This is a genomic window from Fretibacterium fastidiosum (assembly GCF_964642095.1).
GTDB lineage: Bacteria > Synergistota > Synergistia > Synergistales > Aminobacteriaceae > Fretibacterium > Fretibacterium fastidiosum.
The window spans coordinates 2,326,549-2,349,578 of the sequence record NZ_OZ209244.1; the positions used below are offsets into that span (position 1 = coordinate 2,326,549).

Sequence of the window (23,030 nt, forward strand, 5' to 3'; positions counted from 1 at the left end):
GCCCTGCCACAGGAAAAATACAGAAATTCCAGGGAAGCAGGGTATTCTTCAGCGGGTATCCTTCAGCGCTTCCCTGAGATTTTAACATGGGGCTACGCCCTCCCGGAACCTTCCGGCTGCCGTTCGCTGACGCTCGCGGGCTCCCAACGTGCTTCGCGCGGCCTGATGAAGTTTCAGACACGGATGGGAAACCCTACGGTCGACCGTTCCCGACGACTTAGCCGGCGTTTTCCTAGAAGAGTTCCTTGAATTTCCTGGCGAGTCCGCCGAGAAAGCTCCTCAGATTTTCCGCCGTCGGCTCCGGCTTCTGGGCGTCCGTCATGGGGTCGTCCAGGTACTCGACCGACAGGCGAACGTCCTCGGAGTTGGGCTCGACGAAGAGGTGAGAGTAGCTGTTGCGGTAGGTGTTGTAGCGCAGGAGCCCCGCTGCACTGACGTAGGAGGTGTCCTCGCGTCCGGGCGGCATCGCGTAGATGGGGTGGGCGACGCGAACCTTCATCTGCAGGACCTCCCCCAGCATCTCCACGATGCCCGGCGTCTTGGCTACCCCACCGGACAGGACCACTCCGCCTGGGAAGAGCTGCGGGCTGCAGTCTGCAAGGGCCACCCGGACGTAGTCCATCAGGAGTTCCTCAATCCGGGCGCCGATCACCTGAATGGCCATGTCGATGTCGATGCCGTCCCGCCGAAGGGATTCGTCGTCCTCCATGAAGATGCGCTTTTTGACGTCCTCGGCATCCCGCAGGGAGACGCGAAGGACGGTGGCCAGGTCGCTCGTGATGTGTTCTCCCCCAATGGGGATGCTCATGATCTTGAAGGGACGCCCTCCGCGATAGAGGACGAGGCCCGTCGCACCGCCGCCGATGGAGAGCGAGATGCAGCCCATCTTCATCTCCTCCTCCACGACGGACCCCAGCGACGCGGCCAGGGGCTTCAGCACAAGCCCCTTCACCCGGATCCCCGCCCCCTCCTGCACGCAGGTGAGGACGTTCTGGGTGTAGGTCATCGGGACCGAAACCGTTTGAAGCATGATCTCGAGGCGCTTCCCCGTCATGTTCAGGGGCTCGTCCACGGGGCGACCGTCCAGCTCGTAGCGCACCGGAATCGTGTGGACCGAAAAGGTGTTTTTGGGGAGTTCAAGACGGCTTTGGGCAGCCTCGATCGCCCTCATGAGGTCCGCCTCCTCGACGCGCCGCGGCTCCCGTCCGTCCAGGGCCACCATTCCCTCCGTCATCACGCTGTTCACGTCCAGAGAATTGAAGGCCACGATCGCGGAGTTGATGCGCTGGTTCGTGATGTTCTCCGCCTCCCGCAGCGCCCGCTTGACGGACTGGGTCGCTTCCTTCAGGTTGACGATGACGCCCTTGGAAAGGCCGTGAGAGGGGGAGTAGCCCATACCGATCACCTGTACAGCCTCCGGGTAGCGTGGGTCCTGCTCCGCGACAATCACGGAGATCTTCGTGGTTCCCACACTAAGTCCGACTAAGGTATCCGACTCCCTTTGCAATTACTTCAAACTCCCTTCTTCTGGCCCGCCCGGCAAATCTCTCAACAGGATCTTGCCCCTGTACGTGGCATCGATCAGGTGATTTCCGCCCTCTTTCGAGAGTTTTGAAAAGAGTTCTTCAAGCCCGACGCCCAGGTCCTGCCCCTCATATTTTTCAGGCTGTATCAAGAGCTCAAAAAGCTGTTTGTTTCGCCTGAGCTTCAAGCGAAACAGGTCCGCCCCCGCCCTGCGGTCCCAGGCGATGTCCTGTACCGCACGAAACCATCCGTACCTCTGGTATTCATCCAGGAACCCGGCGAGCGCGTCCAGCGGCATCGGGAAGTCAAAGACGCCGGAGGGAGCCCGATCGCCGTCCTCCTTCAGCTGGGGCAGGTGCCACGTCGGGCCCGACCCCATATCCGCGCTGGTCATGTGCCCCTGCGCCTCCGCGACGTTCCACATGCGCCCCTCTCTTGAGACGCACCACAGCTGGTCGTACCATCGCACCTTCAGCCACGGCGTCAGCCGCTTGATCGCGGTCGCGAACCTTCCGAACCGCGGCATCGTCGTGACCACGGACACGGGCATGTCCCGCTCCAAAAACTGCTTGAGCCCCTCCGCATCCTTCAAAAAGTACGGCCAGAAGCGAAAGCAGCGAGACGGGAACACCGACCACAGCCGCTCCTCCAGAGCGGGGTCCTGAGCGTCCACCCGGTAGCCGCTCAAGGGCATCCACGCCCTGTATTCCATGAGGCGCCAGAGGCCGCCCAGGAGCAACGACATCAAAAAAACCCTCGACCAGCGCACGCCCTTTCTCCCTAGCAGGCATCCCCTGCCTCAAGCCCGATCACACGGATCTCAGGCTCCAGGCGGACCCCTGTCCTCGCAAGCACCGTCGCCTGGCAAAGCCGCATCAACGACAGAACGTCGGACGCCGTCGCGCGCCCCTCGTTCACGATAAAATTCGCGTGGCGCTCGGACACCTTCGCACCTCCGACGGCCATCCCCTTGCAGCCGCACCGATCGAGCAGGCGCCCGGCGCTCTCTCCGGGGGGGTTCTTAAAGCTGCACCCCGCGCTGCGGGCCCCGATGGGCTGCGCGCTGCGCGCTGCGCGAAAACGCGCCAGTTCCGACTCGATCCGTCCCCTCTCCGCCGGGTGAAGGAGCATCCGGCAGCCAAGGAAGACCCGTTCGTCCCGAGTCAGCGAAAAGCTGCGATAGGCAGCGACGAACTCGCCCTTCTGCCATTCCCTTGAGGAGCCGTCCCGCTCGAGGGACGTCACCGCGGTCATGAACTCCCCCACGCTTCGTCCTCCGGCTCCAACGCTGCCGGCGATGGCGCCGCCCACCGTGCCGGGGATCCCGGCGACGAACTCCAAGCCGCCAAGGCCTCGCCGCACCGCCTCGGTGAGCACGGCGGAGAGCGGATGTCCGGCCTGCGCCTCCACGATCGCTCCCCCCTCCGGCGTCCTGCGCCAGACGGCCCCGTTCCACCTTCGCATGGAGAGGACCACGCCGGGGATCACCCCATCGACAAACAGGACGTTGCTTCCCCCTCCCAGCACGTGAACCGAAACTCCAAAACGGACGCTCGTCCGGCAGATGGCCTGAAGGTCCTCGAGGCGGGAGGGCTCGACGTAGTATTCCGCGCTCCCCCCGACGCCCAGCGTGGTGAGCGGCGCCAGGGGCCTCCCTCGCTCCACGGGACAGCTTAGACTTCTCTCCAGCTCATCCGCAAACATTCCCGCTCCTCGTTCACAAAAGACATTATATCAGTCGGTCGAATCAGGGCGCAACAACCCTGCGAATTGGTGATGAACTCTCCCCCAGGTGCCGGAGGATCGTCCTGAATCCGTTATGAGTCAGCCCTTATTCCACTTCTCAATCCATCGCGTCCTTCGCCGTCTTTGCACGCCCTGCCCCGCGTACCGTCAGGTACGCCTTCGCTGCGGCCCTCAGGGAACGATTTAGTACCCCCATCGAGGAATCGCTCGCCCACGCGAAAGACGTTTCCCGCGCCCATCGTGAGCAGAAGGTCCCCATCCTGTGAGAGCGCCCGCACCGCCCTCAGCGCGTCGTCCTCGTCCCTGCAGAAGGCGATCCGCTTCCCCGCCCTCCTGAGCCTCTCGACGATCGCCTCGGCCGAGACCTGCTGTGGAGGCTCCCCCGCGCTGTAGATGGGCAGCAGGAGGATCTCGTCCGCCCCGGACAGGGCAGCCGTCAGGGGCTCGACCAGGGCTGCCGTTCGCGTGTAGCGGTGCGGCTGGTAGAGCAGCAGGATCCGCCGGTTGGGGTAGATCCCCCGAAGCGCGGACAGCGTGGCGGCGATCTCCGTCGGGTGATGGGCGTAGTCATCGATGACGGTGACCCCGCCGAGGGTTCCCTTCGTCTGAAGGCGCCGTGCCGCGCCGTGAAAGTCCTTCAGGGTCGCTGCCGCCTTCTCAAAGGGGACCCCCAGGACGTCCGCCGCAGCCAGCGCGGCCAGCGCGTTCAGGACGTTGTGCTCCCCCGAAACGGAGAGCTCGAGGGGGCCAAGGACCTTCCCCTTGCGGCACACGCTGCAGGATATCCCGCCGGTCGCCCTGGGGACGAGGTCGAAGGCCCCCCAGTCCCAGGACCTCCCCCAGCCGTAGCGCAGGAGCGGGCCCCGCAGCCCTTCAAGCATCCGCTGGGCCCCCTCGTCCTCGGCGCAGACGATGAGCGGCGCCCCCTCCTTGCGCCCCGATGCAAAGCGCGCAAAGGCCAGGATGACGTCCTCAAAGGAGGGGAAGTGGTCCACGTGGTCCCAATCGACGTTGGTGACGATGGAGACGGCGGGTCGAAAGAGCTCGAAGGAGCCGTCGCTCTCGTCCAGCTCCGCCAGGAAGAGGCGTCCCTCTCCCAGGAGGGCGTTCGTCCCCATGTCCCGCATCCGGGCCCCTACGTAGAGGGTGGGGGCGAGGCCGGCGCGGGACAGGACGAGGCTGAGCATGGAAGAGGTCGTCGTCTTTCCGTGCGTCCCGGCCACCCCAACGCCGGAAGCTGCGTTGAAGAGCCAGCTCAGCGCCCTCCCCCGCCCGGCGGTCCGCACCCCACGCGCTCTGGCGGCCTCAAGCTCATCGCAGTCCTCGTCAACGGCGCTGGAGTAGATCAAGAGCTGAGGATCGAAGCGATCGACGTGGTCGCGCGAGTGCCCCGGCAGACATTCCATCCCCAGAGCCTCCAGCTCCTGAACCGATTCGCCCCGGCTCAGGTCGCAGCCGCTGACCTGAAACCCCATCCCGGAAAGCAGCTTCGCAAGGGACGCCATCCCGGCCCCCCCCATGCCCATGAGATGGATCCTTTCCACTCCCTCAAGTTCTGTCACCATGTCAAGAACGCCTTTCTCATAAGCTTCAGAAAACGCTGATTTCTAATGCGATCGCTCAAAGCAGTCCTGCGGCCCGTGCGATCGCCATCGACGCCGCGTCCCCGTCCGCAGGGGCCGCAGCCCTGCCGCGCTCCAGAAGGTCTCCGATCACGTCCGCAAGGAGCAGGGTATCCCCCTCCTTCCAGAGGACGCCTCCCCCCGCCTCGGCGAAAGAAAGGGCGTTGCGCACCTGATGCCCGTCGGCGGCCTGCATCCAGGGGACGGCCGCCGCGGGGATTCCCCACCTCAGGGCCTCCGCCAGCGTGGAGGCCCCCGCGCGGCAGATCAGCGCATCGCAGAGCGAGTAGAGGGGGTCCACGTCCCACCGGCGGCCGACGAAGTGGATGCCCTCCCGGTCGGCTTCACCGGGGGCATCCCCCAGGAGGACGAACTCCACGGGCTCAGCCCGGCCTCCAAGGGCATCCGCCGCCCTCAGCGCTTCGCGGACCAGCGCGGCGCTACCCAGGGAGCCGCTGATGACCCCGACGACGCGGGAGCCCTCCTTCAGCGACAGGCCAAGCCGACGCTCTGCCTCCGCGCGGGGCAGACGGTGCGGCGTTCTGACGGGAACCCCCGTCAGAACGTGAGGGCCGTGAAGGCCCTGGCACTCCTCCCATCCGGAGGCGATCACCGCCCCCAGCCTGGAGGCCAGCCGCGTCACCCGGCCCGCTACGGCGTTCTGCTCGTGGAACACCACCGGTATCCCGCGGAGGCGGCAGAGCAGGAGCGGGGCGAAGGAGACGTACCCGCCAAACAGGAAAGCCGTCGTTGGGCGCACCTCGGCCAACCGGCGCGAGACCTCCCCAAAGGCGGAGACCAGGGCGAGGGAACGCCTCAGGACCTTCAGCGGGGACCGGACGCCGAGAGGGGACCCCTCCAGGGAAAGGCGGAAGGGCGTCACGCCGGCGGCGGCGTAGATCTCGGCCTCAAGAGGCCGGGAGCCAGACAGGTAGGAGACCGCCGCGCCGCAGTGCGCCTCGAGCCACCGCCCGAAGACGAGGGCCGGAAAGATATGCCCTCCCGTCCCCCCGGCGACGATCAACGCGCTCCTCGCGCTTGCTCCGTCTCCCGCGCGCATCAAACGCCAGCCTCCATCACATCTCCCGCCTCGCCCGGCGTCCCGGCGCCTCAGGGAGCTCTTCCATCCCGGCTTCCCGTCCGTTCAGCGTTCGATCGACCGCCATCAGGACGCCCACCTTTGCCCACATGAAGAGCAGCGAGCTCCCTCCGGCGCTGATGAAGGGGAGCGGGACCCCCGCCAGCGGCATCAGCTTCATCACGCCCCCCAGGTTCAGGAACATGGGACACACCACCGACGCCGTCATCCCCAGGGCGAGCAGGGAAAGAAAGGGGTCCTCACTCCGACGGTAGATCCGGTACGCCCTCCAGGTCCACAGCGCGTACAGCGCAAGGAGGAAGGCCGTCCCCAGGAGGCCGAACTCCTCCCCTATCGCGGGAAAGACGTAGTCCGTCTGCGCCTCCGGAAGGTAGCGGTCCTCCTGGAGCCCCTTTCCGATCCCCACGCCCGTAAGGCCGCCGTTGGCAAAGGCCACAAGCCCCTGAATGATCTGAAACCCTTTGCCCGTGGGGTCGGACCATGGGTCCCAAAACGCGTGAAATCGCCTCATGCGGTAGGGCGCCTGCCAGATCAGGAGCGCGATCAGGAAAAAAGCCAGGATGCCCCCCAAGATGGGGTACTTCCACCCCCGGCTCTCCACGTGCATCAGGCAACAGACCCCGATCACCACGAGTACCCCTCCCAGGTTGGGCTGCAGCATGAGGGGCAGCACCGAGAGGAAGATCACCAAAAGCGTCGGGCGCGCAAAGGCCTCAATCCCCTCCCGGCGTGACGCCGCCATCCGGTCGGCGAGGAAGATGGGCATGGTGAAGAGAAGAACCTCGAGGGGCTGAAAGTTGATGCCTGAAAGGCTGATCCAACGGCGCGCTCCGCCGGCCCGCAGCCCCAGGCCGGGGACCAGGGTGCCCCAAAGCAGCGCAAGGGAAGCCAGCCAGAAAAGCCCACAGTGTTGGCGCAACGCCTGAGGCCGAAGCATGGTGCAGCAGGCCATGGCCGTCATGCCAAGGCCCAGAAACTGAAACTGCTTCAACGGAAGGGCGTAGGGGTTGCCGCCCGTCATGCTGTTGCGCAGGGAGAGGGAGGCGATCATCACCAGCCCGCAGAGGCTCAGGATCATGGGGATGCTCCAGATCAGGAACGCCCCCCTCCGCCAGAGCCCCTTCCCGTCGTCGTTCGGCCTCAATTCGGCTCCTGCAGGCCGCGGACGATGGAGCAGAAGTGGTCGCCCCTCTGCCCGTAGTTCTCGTACATGTCCCAGCTGGTGCAGGCGGGGGACAGCAGGACCGTCATCCCCGGACGGGCCAGGGTCTGGGCCTTTCTGACGGCATCCTCCATGTCCTGCGCCAGGGTCACCGCCGTGAAGCCCGCTCCCCTCAGCGCCCCAGCGATCGCATCCCGCTCCTCCCCCAACAGGACGGCGGCGTCCGCTTCCCGCAGGACGCCCTCCGCAAGCGCCGCATAATCCTCCCCCTTCCCGCGGCCCCCCAGGATGACGACCTTGCGGCCGGGGAGAGCGGTCATGGCCGTCACCGAGGCGGCGACGTTCGTCCCCTTGGAGTCATCCACGTACAGGACACCGTCGACGGTCCCGGCCCGTTCGCAGCGGTGGGGCAGCGGGAAGAATCCCTTCAGAAGCGTCTTTGCGTCCTCATCCAGGCCGAGGAGGCGGAGGGCGGCCACGCTCATGGCCACGTTCTCCAGGTTGTGGGCCCCCAGAAGCGTGGTCTCCGAGTAGCGAAAGAGCGGTGTCATCTCCCCGTTCAGGCGCAGCGTCGCCTCCTCCTCCCCCATGAAGATGTGGCCCGCCATCCCGTGCTTCGGCCTCTCCTCCCAGCTCAGGGTGATGACGCGCTCCTCCCCGCCGGCCTTCAGGGCCTCCACGTCGCGATCCTGCACGATCCCCCACCCGGAAGGGGCGCGCAGCGACAGGATTTTCGCCTTCGCCGCGACGTAGGCCTCGTAGCTGCCGTGCCAGTTGAGGTGGTCCGGGGCAAGGTTGGTGACGATGGAGACGCAGGAGGAAAGCGTGTGGGTCCACTCCAGCTGAAAGCTGCTGAGCTCCAGGACCACGGCGTCGAACTCCCTGCCCGCAAAGACCGACGCCGCCCTGCCCAGGTTCCCCCCGACGGCGACGTTGCGGTGCGCAGCGTTCAACATGTGCCCGATCAGGGCGGTTACGGTGCTCTTGCCGTTGCTCCCCGTGACGCCGATCAGCCTTCCGCGGAGCTGCGGGATCACGAAGTCCAGCTCTCCAATGAGGGGCGTCCCGCGCTTCCGGGCCGACAGGACCACCTCGGAGGTCGGCGGGATGCCGGAGCTGAGCAGCATGGCGTCCGCCTCAAAGGCCCGCCCCGTGTGTCCGTTCTCCTCCCAGGTGATCCCGTTCCGCGAAAAGAGCTCCGCGACCTCCGCGGACACCCCCTTTTGTTCCGTCACAAAGACCCGCGCTCCGATGCGGGCGGCCAGCAACGCAAGCTCCCGCCCGCTCACCCCGGCGCCCACGACCGTCAGGCGCTTACCCTTCCAATTGGAAAAATCCCGTACCTTATCGTCCATCACGGCAGAAAATTCACCTCTCGTCCGCCGCGCCGGCGGCGCGGCATCAAAAACGATCGAACCCGCTCTCCTTTTGGGAACCCCTCCGGGGCGGCTCGCTTACAAACCCTGCCGGCAACCGCTCAGCCCTCGCCCCCAACGCAGAGCAGAAGCAGCGAAAGCCACGCGGCTCCGACGGCCTGAACGAGCCAGAAGCGTGCCGTCACCAGGCTCTCGTCCCAGCCCATCCGCTGAAAATGGTGATGGAGAGGCGCCATCAGAAATACGCGCCGGTTCAGCTTGCGGATCGTGAAGATCTGAATGGCCGACGTGAGCATCTCGATCCCGAACAGGAACCCCACCGGGATCAGGGCCAGCAGCCGACCGTTCGTCACGCAGAGCCCGGCCAGAGCGCCTCCGAGAAAGTGTGCCCCCGTGTCCCCCATGAACGTGCGCGCCGGGCGCAGGTTGAAAAACATGAAGCCGGCGGTCATGAAGAACAGCATGGACACCGTCGTGACGTTGAACTCGGACGCCGGGATCAGAAAGGGCAGGGCCGTCAGGGAGATCATCGCGCACCCTCCCGCCAGGCCGTCGAGGCCATCCGTTATGTTGACCGCGTTCAGCATCCCCACGCACCCGATGAAGGTCAGGGGAGCCAGGAGCGGCCAACCGAGCTCAAGCCCCGGCCAAAGGCCCGCGCGTCCCTTCAGAAAGACCAGCAGGACCCAAAGGCCGCAGACGACGAGCTGCACCTTGAGCTTCGTCAGGCTGCGCAGGCCCTCACTGGAACGGCTGAAGAACTTCAGCCCGTCGTCCAGGAGCCCGATAAAACCTCCCGCCAACGGAAGGGACCAGAAGGTCAGCGACTCGCCGCTCCAAGTCGAAGCCAGGCCCAGCAGGGCCAGCACCAGGAACACCGCGCCGCCCATCGACGGCGTAGCGGCCTTGACCTCCACGTCGATGCCCACCCCGTAGCTCTTCTGCGCCTGCGTCAGGCTCACGCGCCGTTGAACGCGAAGCCAGACGTACTGCAGAACGAGGCTGAGGCAGAAGAAGGCCGCACCCCACAGGGTCGCCCGCTTCATGAGGCGGCTCCCCCACGTTCCGCAACGAGGCCGCGCACCACGTTCTGAAGGCCGAGGCTGTTCGACCCCTTGACCAGGAGGCCGGTCCACGACGTCCCCTCGGCGATCTCGAGCGCCTCTCCCCAGTCCCGCACGAAGGCGAGCCCCGGACGCTCCGGCACCGCGCTCCTCCAGGCGTCCCCCACCAGGACCACGCTCTGCAACCCGTTCAATAGGGGCTCCAGCTCACGGTGATAGCGGAGCGTTTCCCGTCCCATCTCCCGCATCTCTCCCAGGATCGCCATCTTTCCCTCGACCTGCAGTTTCACAAAGGTCGCCAGGGACGCCCGCATCGACTCGGGGTTCGCGTTGTAGGCATCGTCCACCAAAAACCTCCTGCCGCCGTCCAGCGACAGGATCCTGCCCCGTCCATCGAGGGGCTGAAAGCCCCTCAACGCCTCCGCACACTCCGCGAGCCCAATCCCCTTGAGCTCACCGAACGCCGCGGCGAAGGCGAGGGGCAGGGCGAGGTGCGTCCCCCACACCCCGGCGCTGAAGCGCGCCGTCGCCCCGTCCCGGCTTCTGAGGCGAAAGGTGAGCTCAGGCCGATTGCCCCGCATCTCAAAGCGTGGGGCTTCAATGCGGCAATCGGCTCCGTCGCTTCCTATCGAGAGCGTCTCCGCCTTCCCCCCCATGCTCAGCGCCGCGTTGCGCAGGGGGAGGCAGTCGAAGTTGTAGAGGAGACGCCTCAGCCGCGGGGAGCGGACGATCTCCATTTTACCCCTAAGCACCCCTTCCAGGGAACCGAATCCCTCGAGGTGAACGGGAGCCACCTGAGTGATCGCGGCCGAGGTCGGCGGGAAGAGGTTCGTCAGTTCCAATATCTCCCCCGGCTTGTTGGCTCCAAACTCCAGGAGCAGCACCTCCGCGTCCGGCGGCATGGCGAGGACCGTGCAGGCGCACCCGATCCTCGTGTTCAGGCTGCGGGCAGCGGCGTGCAGCCTGAATCGCCCTCCCAGCACCTGCTGAAGGGCCGCGCGGGTGGTGGTCTTCCCCACGCTCCCCGTGACGGCGACCACCTCAGGGACCTCCAGGCTGCTCAGGTAGGCCGAGGCCAGCCGGGCCAGGTCCCGTTCCGGTTCATCCAACTCCACGCAGGGCACGGGCAGGCCGCCGGGCCTCTTCCCCCGGCGGACGACGATCAAGCCCGCCCCTCGCTCCAGGGCCTGGGGGACGTACCGGTGGCCGTCCACGCGCTCTCCCTCCAGGGCGACGAAGGCCCCGCCGGGCTCCACGCAGCGGCTGTCCGTCGCGACATGGGCCGGGAAGGGACGGCCTGCGGCCTCCTCCGGCAGGGGCTCGCCGATGAGGGCGAACATCTCCCCCAGCGACGGCCTCCCCTTCAACGGCGGACGCCCCTCCCTCAGGCCCGAAGCCACGCCTGCACCGTCTCCGCGTCGCTGTAGGGCGTCCTCTTGCCGCACCTCTCCAGGTATCGCTCCGGCCCCTTCCCCGATACCGTCAGGACGTCGCCCCCCGACAACAGTTCAAGGCCACGGCGCACCGCCTCCCCACGGTCCAGGATCACCTCGTGGGACGCTCCGTCCCGAACCTCTGCGATCCCCGCCTCGATCTCGCCCGCGATCTTCGCGGGGTCCTCGTCCCGCGGGTTGTCCATCGTCACGATCACGTGGTCCGCCAGCTCCCCCGCGACGCGCCCCAAAGCGGGACGGTTTAGAGGGTAACGCCCGCCGCCGTGTCCGAAGACCGATACCACCCGCCCCTTCGTCAGGGCACGTACCGTGGTCAGGAGGCTCTCGAGGGCGGCCGGGGTGTGCGCGAAGTCCACGAAGCAGCAGGCCCCGTTGGACAGCACGTAGCGCTCGAGACGCCCCGGCACCTGAGGGGTGAGGGCAACCCCGTGGACGATGGCCTCATCGCTGACCCTGCCTCGCAGAGCCGTGACCGCGCAGAGGATGTTCCAGACGTTAAACTCCCCGGACAGGGGGCTCGTGAGGTCCAGCGGACTCATGCCGCGCATCTCCACCCGCATCTCCGTCCCCCTGAGGGAGGTGCTCCACTGGCTCACTCGGGCAAACGTGTCCTCCGCCGCCATGGAGAAACCCCTGAGGTGCTCCGGCGCCTCCTCCAGGAGCCGCCGTCCGTAAGGGTCGTCCCCGTTGGCCGCCCCCAGGAAGTCGGGCTTCGCGTACCGGGTGAACAGCAGGCGCTTGGCCTGAAAGTAGTCTTCCATCTCCTTGTGAAAGTCGAGGTGCTCCGGGTTGAGATTGGTGAAGACGGGAACGTCGTAGCTCGCGCCGCGCAGCCGCCCCAGGGTGAGCCCGTGGGACGAGGTCTCCATGACGCAGGCGGCGCACCGGTTCCGCACCATGTCCGCAAGCCGGCGCTGGACGACGCAGCTCTCCGGCGTCGTGCGGGTCGCGTCGTGCTCCTCGGCGCCGTCGCTCTCCACGATGGTCCCCAAAAGCCCCGTTCGGACGCCGGCCGCCTGCAGGATGCTGCGCAGGACGTAGGTCGTCGTGGTCTTGCCGTTGGTCCCCGTCACGCCGACCATCAGGAGCTTCTCCGCGGGCCTGTCGTAGACGGCCGCCGCGGCGTCCCCCATGACGTCGCGCACCGACGGGACGACGACCGCCGGCAGGCCGACGCCGGGGTCCCGCTCGCAGAGCAGGGCCAGCGCCCCGCGCTCCCTGGCCTCCATGGCGTAGTCGTGGCCGTCGCTCCTCTCGCCGCGGATGCAGCAGAAGAGGGTGCCCTCGCCCACCTGGCGGCTGTCCGACGCCACGTCGCCGATCAGTGGGTCCTCCGCTGCGTTCCTGACTTCGAGGGACGGCGTCCGCCCTCGAATCGCGGCAAGGACCTCGGAAAGTTTTATGCTCATAGGGATCCCTTCTTCTGTGCGTAATATTCGAGTTCCGCCATCTCCTCGACGATGGCCCGAAAGGGGGGCGCCGCAAGTTCGCCGCCGTAATAGCGCCCCCCCGCCGGCTCCCCGATGACGAGGAGCATGAGGTACTTCGGGTCCTCGTAGGGCCAGAAGCCGATGAAGGAAGCCACGTAACGGTGGCGGCTGTACTTTCCGCCCTCCGGCACCTGAGCGGTGCCCGTCTTCCCCGCCAGCCGGGTGACCTTCGTCTCGGCCCTCCTGCCGGTGCCCTCGACGACGGCGTCCCGCATCGCCTTCCGCAGCCACCTTGCGGTCTCCGGCGTCAGCACCTCGCGCAGGACGAGGGGGGAGCCCTCGTACACCGTCTCCCCCATGGAGTTGGTCGCCTTCTTCACAATGTAGGGGCTCATCAGCCTGCCGCCGTTGACGATGGCGGCCGTCGCATTGATCAGCTGCAGCGGGGTCACCGCCAGCCCCTGGCCGATCGCGATGTTGGCGGGCACGACGCCGCGCCACTGTTCGGGAAAGGGGACGATCCCCTCCGCCACCGCCGGCAGTTCGATGTCGCTCTCCTGCCCGAACCCCATGGCTCTGAGGCTCTCGTACATCTTCGCCTTTTCCGCCCGGATGCCGATCTGCGCCATGCCCACGTTGGAGGACTTGATGATCAGGTGGGCGGTGTCGATCCTTCCCATGGCCTTGGAAGCGGCCTCGGCCACGTACCCGTCCGCCACCTTCAGCCGCGCCGGACAGTTGAACGTCTCGTTCGTCCGGGCCCAGCCGTTCTCCAGCGCGATCCCCATGACGAGCGGCTTGAGGGTGGACCCCGGCTCATAGCCCCGACTGATCGCGTTGTTCGAGAGGGCCTCCGAGGCCAGGCTCCTTCGATCGCCCGGATCGAACGGAGGCCAGCTGGCCATCGACAGGATCGCCCCCGTCCACGGGTCCATGCAGACGGCAGCCGCCCACTTGGCGCCGTTGTCCTTCGCTGTCTTGAAGAGGTGCTTCTCGACGACGTACTGCATCCTGCTGTCAACGGTCAGGGTCACGACGGGCGTCGTGCGCCTCTGCTTTGACACGTCGTTGACGAGGACGGCGGACTGGGCGCCCGGTCGGCGGACCAGGATGCGGTACCCCGGCGGGTTGTACAGCGTGGAGTCCCAGGCCTGTTCGATCCCCGCAAGGCCCCGGTTGTCGATGTCGCAAAAGCCCAGAACGTGGGCCAGGAGGGACTGGTTGGGATACCTTCGGTCCTGCTCTCCGATGTCGAGCAGCGCCCTCAGGTTGAGCGCCCGAAGGTCCGCCCCCTCTTTCGGGGACACCTTCCGGCGGAGCCACATGAATTGGGAATCCCCCGCCTGCGCCAGCCGTGCGAGGAGGTCCTCGGACAGCGCCCCCTGCAGCGCCAACGCCTCGTCGGAGGTGAGGAGGCTGGGGTCCACGGCAAAACTCGACACGGGCTCGGAGATCACGAGGGCGTTCTCCCGCTCGTCCTGGATGATCCCCCGGTCCGCCCGCATGGGGACGCGCCGCCAGTACTGGTGCTGGGACTGCTGGATGATGCGCGGGCTCGGAAAACAGTGGCGCTCGATCAGCGCCCCTCCCATCAGAAGGTACAGGACGGCGAACGGGAACCAGGGGCTGATCAGATGCCGTTTTCGCAACGGTCTTCCACCTTGGTGACCATGGCTCGCGCAGGACGGCCCCGCGTCACCGCCGCTCCCCGCCCCAGAGCCAGGCCAGGCTGGCGCGCCACCCGGCGTCGTCGGGCCTGGGCGCAGGGCTCCCCGCGGAGGCCAGGCGTTCCTGAGGCCCGACCGACAACGCCTCGACCCGCAGCACCTTCTGCATCCCCAGGCACTCCTTGCAGTAGGTGTAGATCTTGATCGGAGCGACGAGGGCGGACAACTCCTGCTGCAGCCGGGTCTCCTCCGCGACGTACTGCTGTATGGATTCGTTGATGGAATCGAGTCGATAGGCCAGGCGCGCCGCGTGGAAGCGCAGGAACCCAAGAAGGGCGATGAGGAGGAGGCCCCCTCCTGCCCACAGGATCAACGCGATCCCACGCCTCGACGAACGATCCTTTACCTTCTGCATACGAGATTTCGCCCCACTTTCATCCCTGCCTATCTGCGGGTCAACGCCCCCGCCCGTTCTCCACGCGCTCGGGCTGCGTCGACCGCAGTCATCTTCCATGAATCGGCTCGCAAGCCGGACGTCCTCTGCGACGGAAAACTACCCGCCCTCAAAAAAACGAAAGGCCCGAAGTTTTGCGCTCCTCGACCGGTAGTTGCGCGTCCGCTCCTCCTCCTGGGGCAGGAGTGGATGCCGCGTCAGCGCACGGCCCAGCCCCTTCTCCTTCTCCCAGCTCCGAAAGCGGTGCTTCACGATCCGATCCTCCAGCGAGTGGTAGGACACCACCACCGCCACACATCCCTCCCCCGCCAAAGTCGGCAGGGTCGCCAGCATGGACTCGATCGCCGAAAGCTCGTCGTTCACGAAGATGCGCAGCGCTTGAAACACCCTTCGTGCGGGATGGGTCCCCATCTTCCTCTGAACGGGGGCCGGCAGGACCTCCCGGATCAGGGTTACCAGTTCCCCCGTCGTCTCAAGTCGCAGCCCCCTGGCCCGACGCTGGATTATACCATTGGCAATGCGGCGGGAGTAACGCTCATCGCCGTACTCCCAGAAGATCCGAGCCAACTCGTCGGCGCTCAGGCCGCTCAGCACCTCCGCTGCGCTGGGAGCTCCGCCGCCTGGATCCATCCTCATGTCCAATGGGCCGTCCTGCTGAAACGAGAAGCCCCGCGCAGCCTCCGTCAGTTGCAGATTGGAGACGCCAAGGTCGAACACGAACGCATCGAAGGGGGCCTCCCCCTCTAAAACCCCTGCGATATCCCCAAAGTTGGCGTGTACGGCGCAAAAGCGCGGGGCAAAAGCAGATAGGCGCCCCTTCGCCAGGCGCAGCGCATCCGGGTCTCGATCCACCCCCCAGACCCGCCCATCGGGGAAAGCCCGGAGGATCGCCTCCGAGTAACCGCCCAACCCCAGGGTACCGTCCACAATCCGAAGCGCCCTGCGCGGCTCCGACGCCTCGCTCAGAAAGGAAAGGACCTCCGGCAGCAGGACTGGCTCATGCGTCTCCATTCATTTCCCCTCCCGCGAGCTCCTGCAGGGCGTCCAACCCTGCCTGGCTGTACTCCGTCCAGGCAGCGCGATCCCAAACCTCCGCGTGGTCGTTCACGCCATTGACCACCAGGTCCTGACGAATTCCGGCATAGTCACGCAACACGCTCGGCAGCAGGATTCGCCCTGCTCCATCCGGGGCCAGATCATGGGCACTCGCCAGCACGATTCGCTGAAGCCGGCGGGCCTTGGCGTTGTTCATGAAGGATTCCGCATCCATCCACCGGATGAGCCTTTCCCACTCCGCCTGAGAGTAGAGGGAGACGCAGCGCTCCATCCCGAAGGCCGCGATCACCGTCTCGCCCAGTTCATCCCGAAACTTCGCAGGAAGCACCAGGCGGGACTTTGCATCCAGGCGATGTTCAAAGGTTCCCATCAGCACCCTGGACCGTCTCCTTCCCCTCGACGTTTTCCCCTCTTTCTACCACTACGCACCACTTCATTACACTCAGGACCACTTTATCACGTAGTTGAAATAACTTAAGAGCCATAAGGCTTAATAATGCTAATTCCAAAGTCCCCCTTCGGGGAAGGAAGCCTCATGTGAACGCGGCCGCGGCCTTTGCCCCGCGACGACCGCAGAGCCCGCAAAACCGAGGACGTGGTATACTTACGTCACGGGAAGAAGATCTCTTTTTGGGGGTACGGCTTGTGAATTGGTCAACGTTGCTGCACGTCGCCGGTGGGGTCGGGCTGTTCCTTTACGGCATCAAGCTCATGAGCGAAGCCCTTCAGTTCATCGCGGGCGACCGCATGCGCCACCTGATAGGGACCCTGACGAAGACGCCCCTCCGGGGGATATTCGTCGGCATCCTCGTCACGATCCTGATCCAGAGCAGCAGCGGAACCACGGTGATGACCGTCAGTTTCGTCAACGCGGGGCTGATGACCCTGAAGCAGGCCATCGGCATCATCATGGGGGCCAACATCGGGACGACGATCACCGCCCAGATCATCGCCTTCAGCATCCAGGACATGGCGCTGCCCTTCGTCGCCGCCGGCGTGGCGATGGCCATATTCGGGCGAACCAAAAAACTGCGCTACTTCGGCAACGGCGTCGTCGGCCTGGGGCTCCTCTTCATGGGGATGCAGACGATGGAGGCCGCCACCTCCTTCATGGCGTCGCGGAGGGACCTGCTCCTGTCCCTCAGCCGCAGCCCCATCCTGGGTGTGGCCGCAGGCGCGCTCATCACCATGATCGTCCAGTCGAGCGCCGCCACCATCGGCCTGACCATGGCCATGGCCTCTCAGGGGCTCATCGGCATCGATGCGGCCATCCCCATCATCCTGGGCGACAACATCGGCACCACCATCACGGCCGTCCTGGCGGCCATCGGAACGAGCCGCTCCGCCAAACAGGCTGCGGCGGCCCACGTGCTCTTCAACTTCCTGGGCGTCGTCATCTTTCTCCTCTTTCTGCCGTTCTACAGGGCTCTGGTCCTCCGCTCCGCCTCGGACGTGGGGCGCCAGATTGCGAACGCGCACACCATCTTCAACGTCGTCAACACCTTCCTGTTCTTTCCCTTCGTCTCCGTCTTCGCCCGCATGATCGAAAGGGTCATCCCCACCCAGGGAGCGGGCCAGGCGGGATATGCCCTCTACCTGGACCCCAAGCTCATCGCGGCCTCCGCCACGGCAGCGGTCGAGGCGGTCAAGGACGAACTGCTGCGGATGGGGGACATCGCGCAGGGGATGCTTGCCATCGCGCGGAGCGCCTACGTGCCGGGCGCCCGCGTCGCCGAGTTGAACGAGGAGTTCGCCTCCCAGGAGAAGGAGGTCAACGCGATCAACCGGGCCGTCGCCTCCTACGCCTCCGAGATCTGGCAGAAGGGCGTGTCCGCCGACATCTCCACCGTCCTGGGGTGCTACGTTAACGCGGCCGCGGACCTCGAGCGCATCGGCGACCACGTGGAGAACCTGATGGAGCTTGCAGAGCCGTTGAACGGCTGCCTCTCGAAGTCCGCCCTGACGGAGTTCGGGAGCATGCTGGACACGGCCGATCTGGCCCTCTCCACGGCCCTCTCCTCCATCAAAAACGAGGACGCCTCCCAGGCGGATCACGTCATCAACGACCTCGAGAACCGAATCGACGATCAGGAGAGGCAGTACCGCAAAAATCACATCGAGCGCCTGAACCGCGGCCTGTGCGACCCGGAAAAGGGCGTGAACTTCATCGACCTCCTCGGCAACCTGGAGCGCATCGGAGATCACAGCCACAACATCGCCTACTACACCCACGACATCGTCAAGCTCTCGGCCGCCCCCGTCCATCCGGCCCAGTACGCCGGCTCTACGCTGTCCTGAACCATGCTGAAGGCATTCCCTGTCAAGAAGGTCCTGCTGTCCCTGGGGCTCTTCCTGCTGGTCGGGGCGGCGACCCTTGCCGTGCTCTGGCGGAGCATCCCCCTCGACCTGCAGCGCTTCGATTCCCTCAGCGCCTCCCCCGCGCTCTTCGATGGCGAGGGGAAACTCTTTCACCTTCGCCTCTCGTCCGAATCGGAGTGGCGCCTCCCGATCCCCCTCGCTGAAATGGGACCGTGGCTTCCCCGCATCGCCGTGGGGGTCGAGGACGGACGATTCTACAGCCATCCGGGCATCGACCTGATGGCCATCGCGCGGGCGGCCGTCCAGAACACGGCGGCGCGCCGGGTCGTCTCGGGCGCGTCCACCATCACGAGCCAGCTCGTTCGCCTTGCCGTCTCGGAGCGCGAGACGGCGGAGGGGTCCTCCAGCCTGGTGCGCCGGCCCCGCACCCTCGCCACGAAGGTGAGGGAGTTCATCCTGGCACTGAAGCTGGAGCGCGTCCTCTCCAAGGAACAGATCCTCGAGCGCTACCTCAACCTCGCCCCCTTCGGAGGGAACATCCGGGGCGTTCAGGCAGCGTCCCTGATCTACTTCGGGAAGCCCGCCTTCAGGCTCTCCCCCAGCGAGGCATGTCTCATGATCGGCATGTTGAAGGGGCCGACGCTCTACCGCCCTGACACGAGGCCCGCGGCCGCGCGGGAGCGGCGGGACGCCATCATCCGCCTCATGGAGCGGAAGGGGGTGTTCACCAGGGAGGCGGCGGAGCGCGCCCTCCTGGAGGAACTGCCCCGGAGCCGGACGGCGCCGCCGCTCCGGGCCTGGCACTTCGCGGAGATGCTCCTCGGCAGCCAGCCGGGAATGGAGGGAAGCGTCGTGACCTCCCTGAGGCTGGACCTTCAGACGCGGCTCGAATCCATCCTGGGACAGGCGGCCCGCGAGCTCCCCCAGGACATCACGCTGGCCGCCGGCGTCGTGGAGAACAGCACGGCGCGCCTCGTCGCCTGGGTCGGTAACGCCCGGTTCGGCGGCAGGGGCACGGGGGCCTGGGTGGACTGCGGCCTGGGGCTCCGCTCCCCAGGCTCGACGCTGAAGCCTTTTGCCTACCTCTCCGCCATTGATCAGGGGCTCCTGACCCCCGCCTCCCTCCTGGCGGACTCCGCCATGGCCTTTTCGGGACGCGCCCCACGCAACTTCGACCTGCACTACCGCGGGGCCGTGAGCGTCCGGACGGCCCTCTCCGAATCCCTCAACGCTTCAGCCGTTCGGGTCCTGCGGATGGCGGGGCCCAATCGCGTCCTTCATCTGATGAGGGAGGCCGGGCTGCGGCACCTGTCGCAGTCCGCCGCGCACTACGGCGACTCCCTCGTCCTGGGGGGCTGTGACGTCACCCTCATGGAGGAGCTGGAGGCCTTCACGGCCCTGGCCTCGCTGGGACGGCACCGCCCCCTCTCCCTGCTGAAGGACGACGCTCAGGTTCCGGAGACGCGTATCGCCTCGGAGGCGGCCTGCTGGATCGTCTGCGACATCCTCAACCATCGTGGACCTCTCTCCACCCTCCCCAGGGGGACCCTGGGGGTGCGGTGGCAGGCGGCCCTGAAGACGGGGACCTCCTACGGCCTGCGGGACGCCTGGACCGCCGCCTGGACCCCGGACTTTACGACCGTGGTCTGGGTCGGCAGGCCCACCGGCGAGTCCTGGCCGGGGCTCGTCGGCATCAAGGCCGCGGCCCCCGTCGCCATGCGCATCCTGCGGGCCATCTCCCCGAACTCGGGGTGGTACGACAAACCCGACGCCCTGGCGCTGCGCAGGGTCTGCTCGCTCTCCGGCCAGCCCCCAACGGCAGCCTGTCCCTCCACTCAGCTCGACTGGTTCATCGAGTCCGTCACGCGCACCGTCCCCTGCCCCCTTCACACCATCAAGGCGGGACAGACGGCCCTCCTCCTTCCGCCGGAGCTCAGCGCTCCGGACACGCCGCTCAGCCGCATCAAGCGAAGCGCCGAACTGAAGATCGTCTCTCCCATCTCTGGCGCCACCTACTTTACCGCCCCGTTCGACCGCGAGAGACGGATCCCCATGAAGGCGGAGGGAGGGGTCGAGCGCGTTCACTGGTATTTGGACGGGCAGTACATGGGCTCCTCAAATCCCCGCGAGACGTTCTTCCACGGCGTGCCGGACGGACGGCACGTGATCGGAGCCGCGGACGAGGCGGGGCGGAGCAGCGTGACGGAGGTTTCGGTCGTGACCCCTGGAAGAAGACAAAACGCTCCGGCGCCGCGGCTGAATTAGCCCGCGAACACGACGGGCCCCTGGAACGGGGGCTTGTCCGCCGACATCTGAACTCATTTGGGACCTCATCCTGGACAACGCGCCTCAGGCGCGGCACTCGCGTTAGAAAGCGCGCAGCGCTCTGCAGCGCGCTGGGTCAACCTACATTCTTAAGGAGGTCTTTACATGAAAGACAGGGAAAGAACGCACAGGGAAGTCGGTTTGGTCGGGGCAGTCCTCATCCTCCTGATGATCCTCTTCATCATGGTGATGGGCAAGCTGGTGCTGAACTTCGACACGGGGATGCTGGTGCTGATCGTCGCGATGGCCACGACCATCGTCTACGTCGGCGTCTACCGCTTCACCTGGGACTTCATGTTCAAGGAGGGCGTCATCCCCATGGTGGCGCGGGCTTCGGGCGCGATCCTGATCCTTTTGATCGTCGGGCCCATGATCGCCATCTGGATGGCGGCCGGGACGGTCCCCTACATGATCAACCTCGGCCTCTCCATCCTGAGGCCTCAGACCTTCCTGGTCTCGGCCTGCCTCGTCTGCGCCATCTCCTCCGTGCTGACGGGGACCTCCTGGGGCTCGGCCGCCACCTTTGGAGTGGCCTTCATGGGCATCGGGCACGGGCTGGGCATCTCCCCCGCCGCCACGGCGGGCGCCATCATCGCGGGCAGCTACTTTGGCGACAAGGTCAGCCCCATCTCCGACACGACGGTGCTGGCAGCGGCCACGGCGGAGACCGACGTCGTCGCTCACATCCGCTCCATGCTGTGGACCACCGTCCCCGCGTTCTGTATCGGCCTTGCCGTCTACGCCTGGGCCGGTTCCAGCGCTGCGGACACCATGGACATGACCCGCATCAACGAGATCGTCCAGGCCATCGAGGGCTCCTACAAACTCACCCCCATCGTCCTGCTCCCTGCCGTGCTCCTTCTGATCCTGGCCTTCATGGGCTTCCCGACGATCCCCGTCCTCTGGGCCTCCATGGCCTCGGCCGTGCCGCTCGCGATGATGCAGGGACACGGGCTGTCGGATATCGTCAAGATCATGGCGAGCGGCCCCAAGGCGGCCACGGGCCTGGAGGTCGTCGACAAGCTCCTGAGCCGCGGAGGCCTCTCCTTCATGTCCTCCTCCGTGACCGTCGTGTTCTTCGCCTACATCTTCGCGGGACAGCTGGAGTGCACGGGCACCATCCGGGTCGTGACCTCGGCCATGAAGGAGCGCTTCATCCGGAGCAGCATCGGACGCCTCGTGTTCTCCACCTCCCTGACGGGGCTCATCACGGCCCTCGGCACGGGGAACTCTTACCTCAGCATCATCATGCCGGGGACCATGTACCGGGACCTCTTCGACGACTTCGGCATCCAGCGCCGCGTCCTGTCCCGCACCCTCGAGGATTCGGGCACCGTGTTCGTGCCCCTGATCCCCTGGTCCGCAGCGGGCGTCTACATGTATGGGCTCTTCAACGTCCCCGTGCTGGAGTACGCCCCCTGGGCCGTGATGTGCTATTGCGGGTTCCTGCTGGCCTGGCTCTACGCGTTCTGCGGCTTCGCCATCTTCAGGGCGGAGCCGAAGGACGGATCTCAGGCCAAGGGATCCAAGATCGCGCTCTGATGCCGCACAGGACGGGGACGCTCAGATGACGCACCCACTGCTGCTGAAACACGTAGACCTCTACGCCCCGGAGCACGTCGGGGTCAGGGACCTCCTGATCCTTGGCGGACGGGTGGCCGCGGCGGAAGCAGACCTCACCGTCAACGTGCCGGACCTTGAGACGATCGACGCCCGCGGGGCCATCGCGGCGCCGGGCATCGTGGACCACCACAACCATTTCGGCGGCGCAGGGGGCGAGGGGGGCTTCAACTTCCGGACCCCGCCGGCCCAGCTCTCCACCTTCGTGAAGGCGGGGATCACGACCGCCGTCGGGCTCCTGGGCACCGACGGCTACAGCCGGTCCCTGACAGAGCTGCTGGCCAAGGCGCGCGCCCTCGAAATCGAAGGCCTGAGCACGTGGATCTACACCGGTGCCTACCAGCTTCCGGGACCGACCATCACCGGCAGGACGGGCACGGACATCGCCTGGATCGACAAGGTGATCGGCTGCAAGATGGCCCTCTCCGACCATCGTTCCTCCCACCCCGCCCCGGAGGCGATACGGGCCCTGGTCTCCGACGTGCGGGTCGCGGGGATGCTCTCCGGGAAGCGGGGGGTCGTCTGCGTCCACATGGGAAGCGAAGGGACGGGGCTCAACCCCCTGCGGGAGGCCGTCAGGGGGACGGACGTCCCTCTCACCCAGTTCATGCCGACCCACGTGAGCCGCTGCCAGGAGCTCCTGGCCGACACAGTCCGCTGGGTTCAGGAGGGGGGAGCCGCCGACCTCACCGCCGACGAGAAGACGCCGGACGCCGTCGCCCAATTCGCCTCCGAGGGGTGCGACCTGTCGCGCGTCTGCTTCAGCTCGGACGGAAACGGCAGCATGCCCCGCTTCGACAGCGCAGGGAACTTCGCGGGGATGGGCGTCGGGGACCCGGCCTCCATCCTGCGCGCCGCGGCGGCCTGCCGGGAGCGGTCCGCTGCCCCGCTCGAAAGGGTCTTCGCCTTCATGAGCGCCAATCCGGCGGCCCTCCTGGGCCTGCCCCGCAAGGGACGGCTCGAGAAGGGCCAGGACGGCGACGTGATGGTCCTCGACGAGGACCTGCGACTGAGGACCCTCGTCGGGCGGGGGCGAGTGATGATGCGGGACGGCGAAGTGCTGGCCCGCGGGACCTTCGAGCCCCGGGAAGGGTAGCGAACGGGGGAGGGCC

At 66.5% G+C, this 23,030-nt stretch carries 18 protein-coding genes; 4 read left to right on the top strand and 14 right to left on the bottom strand.

Translation table 11 applies throughout. The features are described 5' to 3' along the window. Positions 1–232: 232 nt before the first annotated feature. The 14 genes from ftsA to mraZ form a co-directional block, all read right to left on the bottom strand. Positions 233–1,507: a cell division protein FtsA gene (ftsA, locus tag ACK28C_RS10490; protein WP_279369729.1), complete on the bottom strand. Its 1,275-nt coding sequence runs from the start codon at positions 1,505–1,507 to the stop codon at positions 233–235. After that, positions 1,508–2,269 (bottom strand): hypothetical protein, encoded by a 762-nt coding sequence (locus ACK28C_RS10495; RefSeq protein WP_015556640.1) that lies wholly within the window; start codon positions 2,267–2,269, stop codon positions 1,508–1,510. 35 nt (positions 2,270–2,304) lie between these two features. Then, positions 2,305–3,228 carry a UDP-N-acetylmuramate dehydrogenase gene (murB, locus tag ACK28C_RS10500; RefSeq protein ID WP_208873278.1) on the bottom strand — a complete coding sequence of 308 codons (924 nt, stop codon included), beginning with the start codon at positions 3,226–3,228 and terminating at the stop codon, positions 2,305–2,307. 113 nt (positions 3,229–3,341) lie between these two features. Continuing rightward, complete coding sequence (gene murC, locus ACK28C_RS10505; RefSeq protein ID WP_243440626.1) at positions 3,342–4,814, bottom strand: UDP-N-acetylmuramate--L-alanine ligase; 1,473 nt, start codon at positions 4,812–4,814, stop codon at positions 3,342–3,344. Between the two features lie 76 nt (positions 4,815–4,890). Next, positions 4,891–5,952, bottom strand: coding sequence for a UDP-N-acetylglucosamine--N-acetylmuramyl-(pentapeptide) pyrophosphoryl-undecaprenol N-acetylglucosamine transferase (locus ACK28C_RS10510; protein ID WP_409152655.1), 1,062 nt, complete (start codon positions 5,950–5,952; stop codon positions 4,891–4,893). A 16-nt stretch (positions 5,953–5,968) separates the two neighbouring features. Further along, positions 5,969–7,135: an FtsW/RodA/SpoVE family cell cycle protein gene (locus ACK28C_RS10515; protein ID WP_208873276.1), complete on the bottom strand. Its 1,167-nt coding sequence runs from the start codon at positions 7,133–7,135 to the stop codon at positions 5,969–5,971. Further along, a complete protein-coding gene (gene murD, locus ACK28C_RS10520) occupies positions 7,132–8,508 on the bottom strand; it encodes a UDP-N-acetylmuramoyl-L-alanine--D-glutamate ligase (RefSeq protein WP_015556637.1) in 1,377 nt (458 codons plus the stop codon). Before murD ends, ACK28C_RS10515 begins: the two co-directional genes overlap by 4 nt. Positions 8,509–8,630: 122 nt before the next feature. Continuing rightward, complete coding sequence (locus tag ACK28C_RS10525) at positions 8,631–9,575, bottom strand: UDP-N-acetylmuramyl pentapeptide phosphotransferase/UDP-N-acetylglucosamine-1-phosphate transferase (RefSeq protein ID WP_015556636.1); 945 nt, start codon at positions 9,573–9,575, stop codon at positions 8,631–8,633. Beyond that, on the bottom strand, positions 9,572–10,960 hold the full coding sequence (murF, locus tag ACK28C_RS10530) for a UDP-N-acetylmuramoyl-tripeptide--D-alanyl-D-alanine ligase (RefSeq protein WP_409152140.1): 1,389 nt from the start codon (positions 10,958–10,960) through the stop codon (positions 9,572–9,574). The genes ACK28C_RS10525 and murF overlap by 4 nt, the downstream gene beginning before the upstream one ends. 17 nt (positions 10,961–10,977) lie before the next feature. After that, positions 10,978–12,456, bottom strand: a complete 1,479-nt coding sequence (locus ACK28C_RS10535) for a UDP-N-acetylmuramoyl-L-alanyl-D-glutamate--2,6-diaminopimelate ligase (protein ID WP_409152141.1) — start codon at positions 12,454–12,456, stop codon at positions 10,978–10,980. Continuing rightward, positions 12,453–14,126 carry a penicillin-binding protein 2 gene (locus ACK28C_RS10540; protein ID WP_208873275.1) on the bottom strand — a complete coding sequence of 558 codons (1,674 nt, stop codon included), beginning with the start codon at positions 14,124–14,126 and terminating at the stop codon, positions 12,453–12,455. The genes ACK28C_RS10535 and ACK28C_RS10540 overlap by 4 nt, the downstream gene beginning before the upstream one ends. 46 nt (positions 14,127–14,172) lie before the next feature. Next, on the bottom strand, positions 14,173–14,559 hold the full coding sequence (locus ACK28C_RS10545; RefSeq protein ID WP_208873273.1) for a hypothetical protein: 387 nt from the start codon (positions 14,557–14,559) through the stop codon (positions 14,173–14,175). A 138-nt stretch (positions 14,560–14,697) separates the two neighbouring features. After that, positions 14,698–15,609, bottom strand: a complete 912-nt coding sequence (gene rsmH / locus ACK28C_RS10550; protein WP_015556635.1) for a 16S rRNA (cytosine(1402)-N(4))-methyltransferase RsmH — start codon at positions 15,607–15,609, stop codon at positions 14,698–14,700. Then, positions 15,596–16,024, bottom strand: coding sequence for a division/cell wall cluster transcriptional repressor MraZ (gene mraZ / locus ACK28C_RS10555; protein WP_409152142.1), 429 nt, complete (start codon positions 16,022–16,024; stop codon positions 15,596–15,598). The genes rsmH and mraZ overlap by 14 nt, the downstream gene beginning before the upstream one ends. 275 nt (positions 16,025–16,299) lie before the next feature. Here mraZ and ACK28C_RS10560 point away from each other — a divergent pair, with 275 nt between their 5' ends. From ACK28C_RS10560 to iadA, 4 genes are all read left to right on the top strand, one after another. After that, entirely contained in the window at positions 16,300–17,952 is a 1,653-nt protein-coding gene (locus ACK28C_RS10560) for a Na/Pi cotransporter family protein (RefSeq protein ID WP_243440623.1), read from the top strand. A gap of 3 nt (positions 17,953–17,955) precedes the next feature. Beyond that, positions 17,956–20,238, top strand: a complete 2,283-nt coding sequence (gene pbpC, locus ACK28C_RS10565) for a penicillin-binding protein 1C (RefSeq protein ID WP_409152143.1) — start codon at positions 17,956–17,958, stop codon at positions 20,236–20,238. A 165-nt stretch (positions 20,239–20,403) separates the two neighbouring features. Next, positions 20,404–21,840 (top strand): Na+/H+ antiporter NhaC, encoded by a 1,437-nt coding sequence (nhaC, locus tag ACK28C_RS10570; RefSeq protein ID WP_409152144.1) that lies wholly within the window; start codon positions 20,404–20,406, stop codon positions 21,838–21,840. A 25-nt stretch (positions 21,841–21,865) separates the two neighbouring features. Beyond that, positions 21,866–23,014, top strand: coding sequence for a beta-aspartyl-peptidase (gene iadA / locus ACK28C_RS10575; RefSeq protein WP_409152145.1), 1,149 nt, complete (start codon positions 21,866–21,868; stop codon positions 23,012–23,014). Positions 23,015–23,030: the final 16 nt, after the last annotated feature.

Coding starts and splice junctions, on each gene's coding strand:
- ACK28C_RS10495 (WP_015556640.1), bottom strand. CDS start 2,269: ATGTCGTTGCTCCTGGGCGGCCTCTGGCGCCTCATGGAATACAGGGCG.
- murB (WP_208873278.1), bottom strand. CDS start 3,228: ATGTTTGCGGATGAGCTGGAGAGAAGTCTAAGCTGTCCCGTGGAGCGA.
- ACK28C_RS10510 (WP_409152655.1), bottom strand. CDS start 5,952: ATGCGCGCGGGAGACGGAGCAAGCGCGAGGAGCGCGTTGATCGTCGCC.
- murD (WP_015556637.1), bottom strand. CDS start 8,508: ATGGACGATAAGGTACGGGATTTTTCCAATTGGAAGGGTAAGCGCCTG.
- ACK28C_RS10525 (WP_015556636.1), bottom strand. CDS start 9,575: ATGAAGCGGGCGACCCTGTGGGGTGCGGCCTTCTTCTGCCTCAGCCTC.
- ACK28C_RS10535 (WP_409152141.1), bottom strand. CDS start 12,456: ATGAGCATAAAACTTTCCGAGGTCCTTGCCGCGATTCGAGGGCGGACG.
- ACK28C_RS10545 (WP_208873273.1), bottom strand. CDS start 14,559: ATGCAGAAGGTAAAGGATCGTTCGTCGAGGCGTGGGATCGCGTTGATC.
- rsmH (WP_015556635.1), bottom strand. CDS start 15,609: ATGGAGACGCATGAGCCAGTCCTGCTGCCGGAGGTCCTTTCCTTTCTG.
- mraZ (WP_409152142.1), bottom strand. CDS start 16,024: ATGGGAACCTTTGAACATCGCCTGGATGCAAAGTCCCGCCTGGTGCTT.
- pbpC (WP_409152143.1), top strand. CDS start 17,956: ATGCTGAAGGCATTCCCTGTCAAGAAGGTCCTGCTGTCCCTGGGGCTC.
- nhaC (WP_409152144.1), top strand. CDS start 20,404: ATGAAAGACAGGGAAAGAACGCACAGGGAAGTCGGTTTGGTCGGGGCA.
- iadA (WP_409152145.1), top strand. CDS start 21,866: ATGACGCACCCACTGCTGCTGAAACACGTAGACCTCTACGCCCCGGAG.